The sequence below is a fragment of the Methylophilus flavus genome (genome assembly GCF_042678905.1).
GTDB classification, from domain to species: domain Bacteria; phylum Pseudomonadota; class Gammaproteobacteria; order Burkholderiales; family Methylophilaceae; genus Methylophilus; species Methylophilus flavus.
The window spans coordinates 237576-252006 of record NZ_JBHTLN010000001.1; the positions used below are offsets into that span (position 1 = coordinate 237576).

The window sequence follows — 14431 nt, forward strand, 5'->3', positions numbered from 1 at the left end:
TATAACCTGCTTTATTTTTTCTATCCATCCCGTATAGATGTTTGTATGATGTGATGGTTTTCAACGATGGCGTTGGATTTTTCAACTTGGACGAGAGATCTTTCCATACATGATAAATACAGAACAGAGTATGCATGCTTGCCCGGCCTGTGGCTTGCTATGTGACGATATTTCGGCAGATGCAATAGCCAAGCAGCAGTTTTCGTGTGGTAAGGCAGCGAAATTCTATGCCCGGTCTACCTCTTTGAATGTGCAGCCGCAGGTAAATGGGCAAGCTGTTAACTTGGCCGAAGCGGTAAAAGCCGCTGCGGCATTGCTGCAGCAAGCACAATCGCCGTTGATCGCCGGTAGCAGTACTGATGTTCATGGCGCGCGTGCATTGGTAAGGCTGGCTAACCAGAGCGGTGCGGATATGACGCACCTGAATGCCGCAAGCACGCTACGCAATATGAAAGTGCTACAGCATCGCGGCTGGCAAACCACCACACTTACCGAAGTGCGTAACCGCGCCGATGTGATTTTGATGATAGGTACCGATGTAGTGACGCACAATGCGCGCTTTTTTGAGCGTGTGGTGTGGGTAGATGAAGCCATGTTTACCGAACCGGCAGCCCGCCAGATTATTTACCTGGGCGGCGACAAGTTGAAAACGCAGGCAGGTACTTCTCCGGACGGGCGTGCGCCTCAAGTCATTGCCTGCCCATCTGAACAATTGCCGCAAGTAGTCTCTGCCTTGCGCGCGTTGGTGATGAATAAGCCGGTAGCTGGTGAAACTGTGGCTGGTGTCGCAGTCAGTACACTGGCCGCGCTGGCAGAAACCCTGAAAGCTGCCAAATACGCCACCTTGATCTGGATATCCAAAGACCTGCATTATGAACATGCGGAATTAACCATCGAAAATATTACGGAAACCGTGGTTGCGCTCAACCAGAAGTCACGCGCCATGGGCTTGTCTCTGGGCGGCAGCGATGGTGATACCAGTGTAAATTACGCACATACCTGGCTCAATGGCGTGATTATCGATGCGCCGAACTGGCAGGACCACGATGCGGTCGTCTGGGTCAATAGTTTCAGCCCAGAGGCGATGCCGCCTGCTGAAGTTTCGCCAGTCATTGTATTGGGTGCGGCTGACAGCCTTTTTACCACCCCGCCTGCCGTTTTTATTCCGGTCGCTACCCCAGGGCTGGATACAGGCGGCCAACAATTCCGCGTTGATGGTTCGGTCACTTTGCCTCTCACTGCGGCAAAACCTTCTGAAGTACCCACCTTAGCGCATGTCGTTGCATTGATAGAAAAAGCCATCGCAATTGAAGGGAAAGCGGCATGATTACCTTACTCAAAAATGCCAGGGTAATCGATCCTGCCCATAACAAAGATGGCGTACTGGAAGATATTTATATCCGTGATGGCCGCATTATTGCCAAGCCCGCCGAGACCGAGAAAATCGACCATGCGCATGAGCTGAACGGCAAAATCGTGATGGCCGGTGCCATCGATATGCATAGCCATATCGGCGGTGGCAAAGTGAATATCGCACGCATGCTGCTGCCTGAATACCAGGATATGCGCCGCTTGCAGGAGCCGGAAGCGCATATCTGCGGCGCCAATTGCAGCCACCACGCGACGCCGAACACCACCGATACCGGCATGCGCTATATCGAAATGGGCTATACCGCAGCATTTGAACCGGCGATCCTGGCAGTCAATGCCCGCCAGGCGCATATGGAGATGGGCGATACACCCATGATCGATAAAGGCGGTTACGCCATGCTGGGCAACGACGACTACCTGTTGCGCCTGCTCAGCCAGAATGCCGACCAGAAAACCATCAATGATTATGTCGCCTGGACCTTGCACGCCACGCAAACCATAGGCATTAAAGTCGTGAACCCGGGTGGTATCTCTGCATTCAAATTCAACGAGCGCCGCCAGGATCTTGACCAGCAGCATAGCCATTACCACATTACGCCACGCCGTATTTTGCAGGCGCTGAGCCGAGCCGTGAATGACCTTGGTATTGCCAAACCATTGCATGTGCACTGTAATAACCTGGGTGTGGCTGGCAACTTCCAGACGACCCTGGATACCATGGGTGCCAGTGATGGTATACCCATGCATTTGACACATATCCAGTTTCACAGCTACGGCACAGAAGGCGACAAGAAGTTTTCTTCCGCCGCCGCCAATATTGCGGAAGCGATCAATAAAAACAAACATATCACTGCCGATGTCGGCCAGATATTGTTTGGCCAGACCGTGACTGCTTCCGGCGATAACATGATGCAGCATTTGAACGCCAAAGTCGCCAACCCGAAAAAATCGGTGATTATGGATATTGAATGCGATGCTGGTTGTGGTGTAGTGCCATTCAAATACCGGGACGAGAATTACGTCAATGCCTTGCAATGGGCGATAGGCCTGGAGATTTTCTTAAGCGTGGAAGACCCGTGGCGTGTATTCCTGACTACTGACCACCCGAATGGTGCACCATTTACCAGTTATCCGCATCTTATCCGTTTGCTGATGGACAGGTCTTTCCGCAATGAAGCCTTTGACAAGCTGAACCTGGACGCGCAAGCCATGAGTAACCTCAAGGCGCTGGACAGGGAGTACAGTCTGTATGAAATCGCCACTATGACACGCGCGGCCCCTGCCAAACTGATAGGCCTGCTGGACCGTGGTCATTTGGGAGTAGGTGCTGCGGCTGATATTACTGTTTATTCCGAGCAGCCTGACAAAGAAGCCATGTTCGCCAAGCCAGACCTGGTGTTCAAGGATGGTGAACTGGTGGTGAAAGAAGGGAAAGTCATTAAAGTGGTATGGGGTGCTACCCATACTGCCAAGCCTGCATTTGACCTGGGCGTGGAAAAAGACATCAAGCAGTATTTTGATCGTTACCACACCATGCAAATGCAACACTTTAAAATCAGTAATGACCATATTGCGGAAGATGGCCGCAACCATGTCATTAATCATGTGCAGGGGGCATGATGATTATTAACGGCGTAGAAATAGATGACACCTTTGCTGAAGCCTTCAATATGCGGGCGACACGGGTACTGATTACCGCGCAAAACCTGCGCTGGGCTTATAACGCAGCCAATGCCATGACCGGTTTTGCCACCAGTGTGATTGGCTGCGGCGTGGAAGCAGGCATAGAGCGCGAACTGACTGAGGACGAAACCCCCGATGGCCGACCCGGCGTCAGCGTGCTGCTGTTTGCCATGGGTAGCAAAGTACTGATGCAACAGCTGGAAACCCGTATGGGGCAATGTATCCTGACTTGTCCGACTGCCGCCGCCTTTGCCGGTATCGAGTCTGAAGACATGATCAGTCTCGGTAAACATTTACGCTTTTTTGGTGATGGTAACCAGATATCCAAGCAGATTCCGAATGCCGAGGGCAAACTGAAACGCTACTGGCGTATTCCAGTGATGGATGGTGAGTTCCTGACCGAAGAAACCACCGGTATGGTGCGCGCGATTGGTGGCGGTAACTTTTTGGTACTGGGTACCAGCCAGGCACAAGTGCTGACAGCGTGCGAGGCGGCGATTGATGCCATGCGCAAGTTTCCGAATGTGATCATGCCGTTTCCTGGTGGTGTGGTGCGTTCCGGCTCCAAGGTCGGTAGCAAATATCCCAAAATGTTTGCCAGTACCAATGATGCTTTCTGTCCGACATTAAAAGGCGCAGTCAAGAGTGAGCTGGATCCGCGTGTGGAAAGCGTGATGGAGATTGTCGTGAACGGCCTGGCTTTTGAAGATATCGCGTTATCCATGAAGGCTGGCATTGAGGCCGCATGCGGACTGGGTAAGGAGAATGGCATTCTGCGTATTTCTGCCGGTAACTACGGTGGAAAACTGGGGCCACATCACTTTAAACTGCGCCCGATTTTAAGCGGGGAGGTCGCATGAGTATCATCACATTAACAGCCAAGCCAGTCACACGCAGCATTGATTGCCGCAACCTGTCACCGCAATCCTTGCAAGCAAAAACAGTTGCCGAGATTGCTGCTATCAAGTTGGCGAAAAATCTTACTGCTGGCGAACTATTTGATATCAGTGTAGATAGTAGTGTCGAAGCATTGCAAGTGATCTTTAAAAACACCACTTCACACCATGCCTATATTGGTTTCGGTATGACGCTGGGCCAGGTCATTGTAGAGCAGGATGCCGGTGATTTCCTGGGCGCACAACTCCAGCAGGGCGTGCTGATCTGTAAAGGCAATGCCGGCGCACGTGCCGGTGACCGTATGCGTCGCGGCATGCTGCTGATTGAAGGTAATGCCGGTGATTACTGCGCATCCGATATGATGGCGGGTACGCTCGGAGTTCTGGGGACAACAGGCGCTTACCTTGGTTATGGCATGAAACGGGGTACCTTATTGCTGGCAAACGCGCCAGCTGCACAAGCAACCTGGATCGATTGCGGCCCGCACAAATTGCCTTTCCTGAATATCCTGTATAAATCGTTTAAATTACTCGATAGCCGGTTTGCCGACATTTCCAGCCTGCGCGTGCAACGCTGGATGGGTGATATGGGCGGCCTGGGTAAGGCAGAGATTTTAGTGATTCTATAATCTTTTGATTTGGATCAATATTTATCAAACGGGCGTGATGCCCGTTTGTTTTTTGCATATTTGTCTTTTTCATTCAGCGGCTTAGGGTGGTAAAATCCTATTCTTTGCAATCATGCTATTTCCCAAATGAGTCAATACCTTACCGCCGCGCTATATAAATTTGTCACCCTGGATAACTACAAAGACCTGCAACAACCTATCCTGGAACAATGCCTGATGCTGGGCATTAAAGGCACCTTGCTGCTGGCGAATGAAGGCATCAATGGCACGATCGCCGGCAAGCCGGAAGATATCCGCGCCATTCTGGCTTATTTACGCAGCGACCCACGCCTGGCAGAACTCGAACATAAAGAATCCTGGGCGGACAGCCATCCGTTTTACCGCATGAAGGTCAAGCTGAAAAAAGAAATCGTCACCATGGGTGTGCAGGGTGTAGACCCGAATGATGTGGTGGGGACTTACGTGAAACCGGAAGACTGGAATGCGCTGATCTCTGACCCGGATGTGATTTTGCTGGACACCCGCAACGATTACGAAGTGCATATCGGCACCTTTAAAGGTGCTGTAGATCCAAAAACCACCACATTCCGCGAGTTTCCCAAGTACGTGGCCGAAAACCTGGATAACACCAGGCACAAAAAAGTAGCCATGTTTTGCACCGGCGGTATCCGCTGTGAAAAAGCCTCTTCCTTCATGAAACAGCAGGGATTTGAAGAGGTGTACCACTTGCAGGGCGGCATCCTCAAATATCTTGAAACCGTGCCTGAAGAAGAAAGCCTGTGGGAAGGTGATTGTTTTGTATTTGACCAGCGTGTGGCCGTCAAACACGGGCTGGAGGTAGGTGACCACCACCAATGCTATGCCTGCCGCATGCCATTGACCCAGGAAGAAATGCAAAGCGAACAATATGAGGCCGGTATTTCGTGTCCTTATTGCTACGCTAAGTTATCTGCTGAAAAAAGGGACTCCCTGCGCGAACGACAAAAACAGGTCAAACTGGCCAGGGCGCGCGGGCAAAGCCATATCGGCGATGGCAAACATAAGTAAACGTATTGCCAGAGCCATATTGTAACCGTCACCATTTACAAAATAGGCGTTTTTTTCTGGCGAACCCACTGACAATGCTTAAATACAAGCCTGTTTAGTTTGCTCCGTTTTCATTTGCATGAAAGAAAATTGGTGTAAATGCATGTGATTATGTCTATACTTTTATTAAACAGATAGACCAATGTCCAAGCGCTCGTATTAAGGAGACTGCAGTGAAATGCCCTGCAATATTAGCCAATGAACAAGAGCGACTCGCCGCTTTATATGAACACGGATTTGACGATGAAGGCCTGGTTCCCAGCCTGGATCCGATAGTGCAAATTGCCGCCCGTATGTTTGATATGCCGGTGGCCGCAGTGAATATGATAGGCAGCGACCATGTGTTTTTCGCCGCCGCTGTGGGGATTGGTGAGGCTGATATGCGGCGTGATGTGTCTTTTTGCGCGCATGCCATCAACCAGATACAGATCATGGTGGTGCCGGACACCACGCTAGATGAACGCTTCCACGATAATCCGCTGGTGACTGGCGAAGCCAATGTGCGGTTCTATGCAGGTGTTCCCTTGCGTTCCCCAGGTGGTTTGGCGCTTGGCGCCTTATGTGTCATTGACAACAAACCTCATTTAAACTTTTCTGAAGAAGATCAGAGAAGACTACGCGAGCTGGCTCATATTGTGTCAGACCGCCTCGAGTTGCGTCGTATAGAAACCTCGAGTAATCGCCACCGTCCCACCTTTGAGAAATATGCCGGTAATTCAACAACACCGGTGGTGTGGTTCGATGAGCATCTGCAAATCCTTGCCTGGAACGCAGCAGCAGCCCTTTCGCATGGATATAGCTTGTCGGAAGGCGTCGGCCAGTCAGTGGACATGCTGGTGCCGGAACGAGATCGTTCGATTCTGCACGAAACCATAGACAAAGCCGTGGCTGCGGATACGCTGGGCCACCTGGATACTTTCTCGGAAATATCAGGTTTGCGCAAAGATGGTACGCGCTTCCTGCTCGGGTTTTCACTGTTTGCCTGGAAAGAATCCGGCAAGATGCGCTTTGAGGCTATCCTCAAAGACATTACCGAACAAAGAATGGAAGAGGCTGATCTGCGCCTGCGCGCCAATGTTGACTTGCTGACAGGACTGGCAAACCGTGCACGTTTTTACCGTGTCGTCGAAGATACTTTAACAGTGCCTAAACCCGCTGCCGTGTTTATGATAGACCTAGATGGTTTCAAGGATGTAAACGATACCCTGGGGCACACGCTTGGAGATGCGGTACTCAAACAAGTTGCCGTACAAATGGCACGCCTAGTCAATGTGCCAGGGCTGGTGGCTCGCATCGGTGGTGACGAGTTTGCCATCGTGGTGCCCAATATCCTCAACCCTGAAGCTGCCATGGATCTGGCTGAGAAAATCATTCAGCAAATAGCCATGCCAATCCTGATTGATGGGCACGAAGTACGTGTTGCTGCCAGCTGTGGCGTCGCTATGGCGCCACTGCATGCGCAGGAAGCACTGGAACTGGTCAGTGACGCTGATCTTGCCTTGTTCAAGGCCAAAATGTCCGGCCGCGGCCGGGTATTCCTGTTTACGCCAGCCTTGCGTATGGAAGCGGTGGCACGCCGCCTGTATGCCATGGAGTTACACAGGGCAGTGGATCAGGGTGAATTCCTGCTGTATTACCAACCACAGGTGAATTTAAATACCGGCAAAGTGATAGGTGCAGAAGCTTTATTGCGCTGGCATCATCCCAAACGTGGTGTATTAACACCGATTTCATTTTTACCCGCCCTGGAAGGCGGGCCACTGGCCGCGATTGTCGGCTCGTGGATTCTGGATGAAGCCTGTGCCCAGGCCGCTTACTGGCGACGCAACGGGGCCAGCGAATTCCGCATAGGGGTTAACCTTTTCGAAGCGCAATTCCATGTAGGGAATGTGGTACAGGAAGTCATGGATATACTTGCCCGGCATGGCTTGCCACCTGAAGCATTGGAACTGGAAATCACTGAAAATATTGCCCTCGACAATGATGAAGTGGTGTTGAACGCACTGCGCAAGCTCAAAATTTATGGCGTAGGTATTGCCTTTGACGACTTCGGTACCGGTTATGCATCGTTAAGCCTGCTTAAAACTTATCCACTGACGCGAATCAAGATCGACCGCTCGTTTGTGCATGGCATGCTGGAGCATAAACAGGATGATTCAGTTGTGTGTGCCACGCTGGATATCGCTCATGGTTTTGACCTGCAAACGATAGCTGAAGGCATCGAGACTAAAAGCCAGTACCACTATTTAAAAGAGAAACAATGCGAAGAGGGGCAGGGCAGCCTGTTCGGCAAGCCTATGCCAGCCATGCAATTCGCCAGTTTGATCGGCATTAAAAATGTCCCATCAGCAGCATGATGGTTGCATGTGAAAGACTATTACTAAATCACATCCAGCGGACTGGCTACACCGCGTCCGCCGGTATTGACCACTTGCGTATAAATCATTGTGGTACTCACATCGGCGTGGCCGAGTAACTCTTGCACCGTTTTTACATCCTGCCCGCCCTGGAGTAAATGGGTGGCAAAACTGTGACGCAATGTATTCGGCGATACTTCCTTCTTAATCTCGGCCTGTTTCGCTACCTTTTTTACCGCACGTTGCACGGTTTTTTCATCCGCATGATGACGATATACCACACCGGTTTGCTGATGCACTGAGAGTTTGGTGGATGGGAATACATACTGCCAGGTAAATTCTTTGCCAGCTTCAGGATATTTTTTTGCCAGGCCTGGCGGCACTCTTGCCTCACCAAACCCTTTGGCTAAATCCTCCGCATGCAATATTTCCACTTCTTGAAAGTGCGCTTTTAAAGATTCGACCAAGCTGGAAGGTAATAAGGTAATGCGATTTTTATGGCCATTTGTATCGCGCACCAGAATCTCCAGCCGGTCAAAATCAATATCTGCTATCCGTAAACGCAAACACTCTGTCACGCGCAAGCCGCTACCATATAACAAACTCGCCATCAGCCACATCGTGCCATTTAGCCGCGAAAGAATGGCTTGCACCTCATGCTTGGTCAATACCATCGGTAAGCGCTTATCCGCTTTGACTTTTGTCAGGTTCTCCATGGCAGGCAACTCACGCTGCAAAACTTCTTTATATAAAAATAGCAGTGCGCTTTTTGCCTGGCTTTGCGTGCTGGCCGACACCTTTTTATCAATGGCTAAATGGTTTAAATAGGCTTCAATTTCTTCACTACCCATATCGCGCGGATGCCGCTTGTGATGGAAAGTGATAAAGCGCTTTATCCACTGAATATAAGATTCTTCTGTGCGCTGGCTATATTCAAGCGCGTTAAGGCGCTCAATAATACTTGGGAATAGTTTGGGCTGAGTCGATTGATTAGGCGCGCTATCCATTTTTAAACTCCCTATATCAGGTGCACTAAAATTTATTTATGGTCTGAATTATATGAATTAAATCATAAGTTTTTAAATAATAGTAGATTGATTAAATAAAACTCAGGATATTCTCGCCCGAACTTGTCGCCATCAGCATTTGTCAAGATGGGAAGGCTGTTGCCTGTGGCTTGCATTCAGCTACTTTGATGATACGAAAATAAACTTTTACGGATTGAGGAAAAAATGGCTGCTAAAAACACGATTTGTCTTTGGTTCGACGGGGATGCGCACGAAGCGGCAAACTTTTATGCTGCTACATTCCCGGACAGTGCCGTTGGGGCTGTGCATTATGCGCCTGGTGATTATCCCTCGGGCAAGCAAGGCGATCCACTGACAGTTGAATTCACTGTCATGGATATTCCTTGTCTGGGCCTGAATGGTGGTCCCATCTTCAAGCACAATGAAGCATTCTCGTTCCAGGTGGCGACCGATGATCAGGCTGAAACTGATCGCTTATGGCATGCGATTGTGGAAAATGGCGGGCAAGAAAGTGACTGTGGCTGGTGTAAGGACAGGTGGGGAATTTCCTGGCAAATCACGCCACGTGCATTAGTGGCGGCAATCACCGACCCGGACCCCGCTGCGGCGAAGCGCGCTTTCGAAGCGATGATGCAGATGCAGAAAATTGATATCGCCACTATTGAAGCAGCTCGCCGCGGTTGAGATGGCTTTAACCTTGGGTATATCTTGAAGAAGTAAAGGGTTGCATAGTTTTTAATCTCTTTAAACATACCTTTGGGGTGGACGTACAAGCATTCAGTCCGTACTATGAAGAAAAAAGTTAAATAATGTTGGCGAGGTTAATGTGGCTATTCAATTTTTACCAATTATCAAGGCGTTGGCGCCTTACATCGCGCAGGTAGCCACTTCGGCTGTGCCTGCATTCACTTACAAACCTGAAGCTGCTGCCAAGGCAGATCCGCTGCTGGTCAAGCAGATTGAAGAGCTTCAGGCTGCCGCCGTGCAAAATGCAGAGTCTATCCATGTGCTGGCAGAAAAGATGCAGCAGGCAATCCAGCAAATTGAAGCGGCTGCACAAGTGGCAAACAAACAGGTGGCCGCTTATAAAACCATGCTGTTTGTCTCGTTTGGTTTGTCAATCGCTGCCATTTCAACATGCGTATATATCCTTACCAGATAAATCAAGCCATGAAACCTTCGATTGCCATGATTACGCTAGGGGTAGATAACCTGGAAGCCTCGCTCAGCTTTTATCGGGATGGCATGGGCTTGGTGACTGAAGGCATTATGGGTACGGAGTTTGAACATGGTGCCGTGGTGTTTTTTGAATTGAAAGGTGGCTTGAAACTGGCAATCTGGCCGCGCAACAGCCTGGCGCATGATACCAAGCTCCCGGTTTCACCTTCCAGCCCGACCAGTTTTGCCATTGCCCACAACGTCGGCTCCAAAGCCGAGGTTGATGAAGTGATGGAACAAGCGAGGAAAAGCGGGGCAACCATTACCAAGCCTGCACAGGATACTTTCTGGGGCGGCTATGGTGGCTACTTTCAAGACCCGGATGGACATCTCTGGGAAGTGGTATGGAATCCTGATTGGCAGATTGAAGTTTAAACTCCCGGGAGCCACCTGTGGTATTTAGCTCACATGAAGAGTATTTTAAAAGCCTGAGTCCTGTGATTCAGGCTTTAATGCTTTCTATACAGCAGAAAGTCGAAACGTTGCTACCTGAAGTCACGCGATGTATCAGTTATCAAATGCCTGCATTCCGCGCCAATCAACATGTCTTTTTCTATTTTGCAGCATTCAGGAAACACATCGGTATCTATCCGCCTGTCACCAAGGATTTAGCATTAATCAATGTACTGCAACCCTACCGTGGCAAAAAAGGTAATTTATCCTTTCCGCTCGATCAGCCATTACCACTGGAGTTGATAGGGCAGGTAGTCATGGCTTTTTACCGTGAATATGAGGCGGGTACACGAAAGCGGTAAGCTTGATTTATACTTGAGTCATAGAAATAATCACCAGATCGGCTCCCCTCATCATGACAAACCTGAAAGTCACGGAAATCAAGGCATTCGTTCCGTCCAAAGACTTTGAATTATCCAAACAGTTTTATCAGGACATAGGCTTTACCATGGCGTCAGAAGGCGGCGGTATTGCCTATTTCCACTTTGGGAATTCAAGTTTTTTACTGCAAAATTTCTGTGCTGAGGGCTTAGCCGAAAACTTCATGATGCATCTGCTGGTTGAAGATGTAGACGCATGGTGGCAGAAAGTAGAGCAAAGCGGCGTGATCAATAAATATGGGGTCAAACTGTGGCCGATAGAACTACAACCCTGGAAAATGCGAGATTTTTGCATCACCGATCCTTCAGGTGTGCTGTGGCGTATTGGTCAGAATGTTGATTAACAAGACTGGGGAGGGATGATGATCAATGACTGGTTTTTCTGGGCAGCGCTTTCAGCCTGCTTTGCAGCCCTCACAGCTATTTTCGCTAAAATCGGTATCACTGGTGTTGACTCTGATTTCGCCACTTTAATCCGCACGTTGGTGATCACCGCCGTGCTTGCACCGTTTGTCTGGTTTGCTGGTAAATGGAGTAACCCGTTCACCATGCCGGCACGCTCATTGTTATTTATCGGTCTATCCGCCGTTGCTACAGGTGCCTCCTGGATATGCTACTTCCGTGCGCTGCAATTGGGCGAAGCCTCCAAAGTGGCGCCTGTCGATAAATTCAGCCTGGTGCTGGTCGCGTTATTCGCGTTCGTGTTCTTGGGCGAGCGCCTTTCTGCGCGTGAGTGGCTGGGTGTTGCGCTGGTCGCAATCGGAGTACTGGTATTGGCGATCAAGCGTTAAGCCAGGCGAATACTTGAGGAGAAAAAATGGCAGATATTATTCACAGAGCTGGCATAAAGGCAGCTGTTGCAAAAGTCTACGCAGCGCTGGCTACTGTTGAAGGTGTGGCTGGCTGGTGGTCCAGGGAGGCCAGCGGTGTTTCAAGCCCAGGTAATGTCATAGAGCTTATTTTCAACACGCCCACCGGTGAAGTTCTCGGCGTGATTAAATTTGAAGTGACCAGCATGATCCCGGATAAACAGGTTGTTTGGCGTTTTATCTCGGGGCCGGATGAGTGGGTCGGTACGCATGCCAGTTTTGATCTTTACCAGGATGGTGATTACACCATTGTGCTTTTCGCGCACAGGCATTGGGCTGAGCCGGTGGAGTTTATGGCACATTGCAGTACCAAATGGGCAACCTTCCTCATGAGTTTAAAAGCACTGGTTGAAACTGGCCAGGGTCATCCCTCGCCGGATGATTTCAAAATTGATAACTGGAATTAGCCAGCTCAAAATGTAACGGATTACGATATGTTGCGTGTGTTAATTTATGGACTGGCCATTTTACATCTGGGGCCGGGTTTAGCGTTTGCAGTAGTGGCATTTGGCTGTGACACTCTCGATCCCGCGTTGGGCGCTATCTGTCAGCAAGATACCTTTGCTTTGTTTATTAAATTGACCTTGGTGGCATGGGCTGTAATGATTGCGGTTTTATTGCTGAAAATACTAATCATAAATTACATGAATAAAAAATAATATTCAATTGATTAATATAGTTAATTTAAAATTTATATAATCGTTTTATAAACTTTTTTCTGTGCTTGCGACTCGTATGTAAGTATAAGAATGGAGAATCTTGTTTTGTTTTATCAACCTCATCGATTGTCAATCAGACCACTTTTAAAATCCATATTATTCACCGTCTGCTGGCTGATACTCAGCTGGAATATGCTTGCACCTGATGTGCAGGCTGGTGATGATGTGGTGCCCAGATTATTGTTATCCGGCAGTCAGGCTGCGCAAGCGGATAAAGATGCCAATAAAGAGCCGGAGCCACCAAGAATCAGTTCGGTATTCGGCACACAGAATCTTAAAGTGTATAAGCTGCCGTTTGAAGACCAATATCCAAGTGGGCCTTTTGAGCGCCTGGATAAACATTTGTTCTTGTTTATCAGCAAGTGTGGCGATGTCTATTTTGTCCGCCAGAATGAAAGCATGGAGCTGGTTAAACCTGGCAAGCCGCTGGTCAAGTTTATCCCCGGTGGCGATACTTCATCAGATGAAAGCAGCAGCAAACAGCTGGTGTATTGCAAGGAGCTCTCCGGCGTCAAAGATTCCCTGTTAATTGGCAAAACCCTTTATGTTGCTTATACCGCATGGGATGAAGTCACCAATGGTGTGCGCCTGGCGGTAAGTGAATTTGCAGTCGATGTAGAAAACAGCGAGATTAGTTTTGACCGTGAGATTTACATCAGCCGACCTGCCATCAAGGAACCGATTCTAGGCCACCAGGTCGGCGGCAAGCTAGCGCTGGGTGAAAACGAGCGTACCTTGTATCTGAGCCTGGGCGATTTTTCAAAACCGGACCGGGTACAGGATAAGACGACTTCTCTGGGTAAAGTCATGCGCATAGATTTGCAGCGTTTGAATGCTGAGGTCTATGCCACCGGCTTCCGCTCACCTTCAGGCGGCCTGTTTTACGATAAGGAAAGCAATGAATTGTGGTTGACTGACCATGGACCACGCGGTGGTGATGAAATTAACCTGATTAAACGCGGTAAAAATTACGGCTGGCCGATTGTGAGCTACGGCACTATTTATGAACGCGATGGCATGAGTGGCTATTACGGCAACAAATTCAATAGCCATGAAGGGCACGAGAAACCGCTGATGACATTTGTCCCTTCGATCGGGATAGGACCGCTGGCCAAATACCCTAAAACCGGTCGCAATGATTTCTGGGATAACGATTTCTTTGTCGCCGGCATGGGTAATACCACTTTGTACCGCGTTCGCCGTGAAGGCACGACGCTGGTGTATGCAGAGCCGGTATTAAGTGAATACCGTATCCGCGCCATTCAGATTGACGCTAACGGCACCTTCTATCTGAAAACTGACCAGAACCAGTTGCTCATTTCAGAACAGGAGTAGGTTGGTTTTAGATTTGCGATTGCCTGCCAGCTTAAACTGGCATACATTGTTGCTTACAACAAGGCTTGAAGAAAACATCAGACATTGAGGAACTGCTGCCATGGCAAAGTTTATTCCCGGACAGGAAATTGCAACCAACACACCCACCATAGAAGTGACTAATGATGCAAGCAAGCCACTGACACCGGGCAGGCATCGCTTCCGCCTGGTGGTTGAGGATGACTCCGGTAACAAATCCGAGCCCAGTGACGTAGAAGTGATTGTAGTGGACAAGGCCAAACCTACAGCTGTGCTCGATGCACCGACAACAGTTGCCTACGGGACTTCTTTTACCCTGTCTGGTACACGCTCATTCGATCTGGCACCAGGAAAAATCACAACCTATCACTGGGTACAGATTTCATAGG

Annotated in this window: 17 protein-coding genes; 16 read left to right on the plus strand and 1 reads right to left on the minus strand. The window is 49.4% G+C overall.

The genetic code is table 11. The features are described 5' to 3' along the window. Positions 1-109 precede the first annotated feature (109 nt). The 6 genes from ACFQ2T_RS01120 to ACFQ2T_RS01145 all read left to right on the plus strand — a co-directional run bounded on the left by ACFQ2T_RS01120 (position 110) and on the right by ACFQ2T_RS01145 (position 8022). Positions 110-1327: a formylmethanofuran dehydrogenase gene (locus tag ACFQ2T_RS01120; protein WP_379029342.1), complete on the plus strand. Its 1218-nt coding sequence runs from the start codon at positions 110-112 to the stop codon at positions 1325-1327. Continuing rightward, complete coding sequence (locus ACFQ2T_RS01125; protein ID WP_379029345.1) at positions 1324-2991, plus strand: formylmethanofuran dehydrogenase subunit A; 1668 nt, start codon at positions 1324-1326, stop codon at positions 2989-2991. Before ACFQ2T_RS01120 ends, ACFQ2T_RS01125 begins: the two co-directional genes overlap by 4 nt. Next, positions 2991-3914, plus strand: a complete 924-nt coding sequence (gene fhcD / locus ACFQ2T_RS01130) for a formylmethanofuran--tetrahydromethanopterin N-formyltransferase (RefSeq protein ID WP_379033859.1) — start codon at positions 2991-2993, stop codon at positions 3912-3914. Before ACFQ2T_RS01125 ends, fhcD begins: the two co-directional genes overlap by 1 nt. Next, positions 3911-4579 (plus strand): GltB/FmdC/FwdC-like GXGXG domain-containing protein, encoded by a 669-nt coding sequence (locus ACFQ2T_RS01135; protein WP_379029348.1) that lies wholly within the window; start codon positions 3911-3913, stop codon positions 4577-4579. The genes fhcD and ACFQ2T_RS01135 overlap by 4 nt, the downstream gene beginning before the upstream one ends. 126 nt (positions 4580-4705) lie before the next feature. Then, positions 4706-5626 carry an oxygen-dependent tRNA uridine(34) hydroxylase TrhO gene (gene trhO, locus ACFQ2T_RS01140; protein WP_379029351.1) on the plus strand — a complete coding sequence of 307 codons (921 nt, stop codon included), beginning with the start codon at positions 4706-4708 and terminating at the stop codon, positions 5624-5626. Positions 5627-5838: 212 nt separating this feature from the next. Then, positions 5839-8022, plus strand: coding sequence for a putative bifunctional diguanylate cyclase/phosphodiesterase (locus ACFQ2T_RS01145; RefSeq protein WP_379029353.1), 2184 nt, complete (start codon positions 5839-5841; stop codon positions 8020-8022). Between the two features lie 23 nt (positions 8023-8045). Here the strand turns inward: ACFQ2T_RS01145 and ACFQ2T_RS01150 are convergent, their stop codons facing one another. After that, positions 8046-9029 carry an integron integrase gene (locus tag ACFQ2T_RS01150; protein ID WP_379029356.1) on the minus strand — a complete coding sequence of 328 codons (984 nt, stop codon included), beginning with the start codon at positions 9027-9029 and terminating at the stop codon, positions 8046-8048. A gap of 225 nt (positions 9030-9254) precedes the next feature. Between ACFQ2T_RS01150 and ACFQ2T_RS01155 the strand changes: the two genes are divergently transcribed. From ACFQ2T_RS01155 to ACFQ2T_RS01200, 10 genes are all read left to right on the plus strand, one after another. Next, positions 9255-9734, plus strand: coding sequence for a VOC family protein (locus tag ACFQ2T_RS01155; RefSeq protein WP_379029359.1), 480 nt, complete (start codon positions 9255-9257; stop codon positions 9732-9734). A gap of 142 nt (positions 9735-9876) precedes the next feature. Beyond that, entirely contained in the window at positions 9877-10212 is a 336-nt protein-coding gene (locus tag ACFQ2T_RS01160) for a hypothetical protein (RefSeq protein ID WP_379029362.1), read from the plus strand. Positions 10213-10220: 8 nt separating this feature from the next. Then, the gene (locus tag ACFQ2T_RS01165) at positions 10221-10643 is read left to right on the plus strand and encodes a VOC family protein (RefSeq protein WP_379029365.1); all 423 of its coding nucleotides are present in this window, start codon (positions 10221-10223) and stop codon (positions 10641-10643) included. A 17-nt stretch (positions 10644-10660) separates the two neighbouring features. Further along, complete coding sequence (locus ACFQ2T_RS01170) at positions 10661-11023, plus strand: iron chaperone (RefSeq protein ID WP_379029368.1); 363 nt, start codon at positions 10661-10663, stop codon at positions 11021-11023. Between the two features lie 53 nt (positions 11024-11076). Further along, a complete protein-coding gene (locus ACFQ2T_RS01175; RefSeq protein WP_379029370.1) occupies positions 11077-11445 on the plus strand; it encodes a VOC family protein in 369 nt (122 codons plus the stop codon). Between the two features lie 15 nt (positions 11446-11460). Further along, the gene (locus ACFQ2T_RS01180) at positions 11461-11892 is read left to right on the plus strand and encodes an EamA family transporter (RefSeq protein WP_379029372.1); all 432 of its coding nucleotides are present in this window, start codon (positions 11461-11463) and stop codon (positions 11890-11892) included. A 26-nt stretch (positions 11893-11918) separates the two neighbouring features. Then, complete coding sequence (locus tag ACFQ2T_RS01185) at positions 11919-12377, plus strand: SRPBCC family protein (protein ID WP_379029375.1); 459 nt, start codon at positions 11919-11921, stop codon at positions 12375-12377. A 27-nt stretch (positions 12378-12404) separates the two neighbouring features. Further along, entirely contained in the window at positions 12405-12629 is a 225-nt protein-coding gene (locus ACFQ2T_RS01190) for a hypothetical protein (RefSeq protein WP_379029376.1), read from the plus strand. A 192-nt stretch (positions 12630-12821) separates the two neighbouring features. Then, the gene (locus ACFQ2T_RS01195) at positions 12822-14024 is read left to right on the plus strand and encodes a PQQ-dependent sugar dehydrogenase (protein WP_379029379.1); all 1203 of its coding nucleotides are present in this window, start codon (positions 12822-12824) and stop codon (positions 14022-14024) included. 100 nt (positions 14025-14124) lie between these two features. Then, positions 14125-14430, plus strand: a complete 306-nt coding sequence (locus tag ACFQ2T_RS01200; RefSeq protein WP_379029381.1) for a hypothetical protein — start codon at positions 14125-14127, stop codon at positions 14428-14430. The last annotated feature ends 1 nt before the right edge of the window (position 14431 follow it).

What these genes read in the sequence shown, in the direction of transcription:
- ACFQ2T_RS01175 (WP_379029370.1), top strand. Translation starts at nt 11,077, where the DNA reads ATGACAAACCTGAAAGTCACGGAAATCAAGGCATTCGTTCCGTCCAAA.
- ACFQ2T_RS01180 (WP_379029372.1), top strand. Translation starts at nt 11,461, where the DNA reads ATGATGATCAATGACTGGTTTTTCTGGGCAGCGCTTTCAGCCTGCTTT.
- ACFQ2T_RS01165 (WP_379029365.1), top strand. Translation starts at nt 10,221, where the DNA reads ATGAAACCTTCGATTGCCATGATTACGCTAGGGGTAGATAACCTGGAA.
- ACFQ2T_RS01120 (WP_379029342.1), top strand. Translation starts at nt 110, where the DNA reads ATGATAAATACAGAACAGAGTATGCATGCTTGCCCGGCCTGTGGCTTG.
- ACFQ2T_RS01185 (WP_379029375.1), top strand. Translation starts at nt 11,919, where the DNA reads ATGGCAGATATTATTCACAGAGCTGGCATAAAGGCAGCTGTTGCAAAA.
- ACFQ2T_RS01200 (WP_379029381.1), top strand. Translation starts at nt 14,125, where the DNA reads ATGGCAAAGTTTATTCCCGGACAGGAAATTGCAACCAACACACCCACC.
- ACFQ2T_RS01190 (WP_379029376.1), top strand. Translation starts at nt 12,405, where the DNA reads ATGTTGCGTGTGTTAATTTATGGACTGGCCATTTTACATCTGGGGCCG.
- ACFQ2T_RS01155 (WP_379029359.1), top strand. Translation starts at nt 9,255, where the DNA reads ATGGCTGCTAAAAACACGATTTGTCTTTGGTTCGACGGGGATGCGCAC.
- ACFQ2T_RS01135 (WP_379029348.1), top strand. Translation starts at nt 3,911, where the DNA reads ATGAGTATCATCACATTAACAGCCAAGCCAGTCACACGCAGCATTGAT.
- fhcD (WP_379033859.1), top strand. Translation starts at nt 2,991, where the DNA reads ATGATTATTAACGGCGTAGAAATAGATGACACCTTTGCTGAAGCCTTC.
- ACFQ2T_RS01195 (WP_379029379.1), top strand. Translation starts at nt 12,822, where the DNA reads ATGCTTGCACCTGATGTGCAGGCTGGTGATGATGTGGTGCCCAGATTA.
- trhO (WP_379029351.1), top strand. Translation starts at nt 4,706, where the DNA reads ATGAGTCAATACCTTACCGCCGCGCTATATAAATTTGTCACCCTGGAT.
- ACFQ2T_RS01150 (WP_379029356.1), bottom strand. Translation starts at nt 9,029, where the DNA reads ATGGATAGCGCGCCTAATCAATCGACTCAGCCCAAACTATTCCCAAGT.
- ACFQ2T_RS01125 (WP_379029345.1), top strand. Translation starts at nt 1,324, where the DNA reads ATGATTACCTTACTCAAAAATGCCAGGGTAATCGATCCTGCCCATAAC.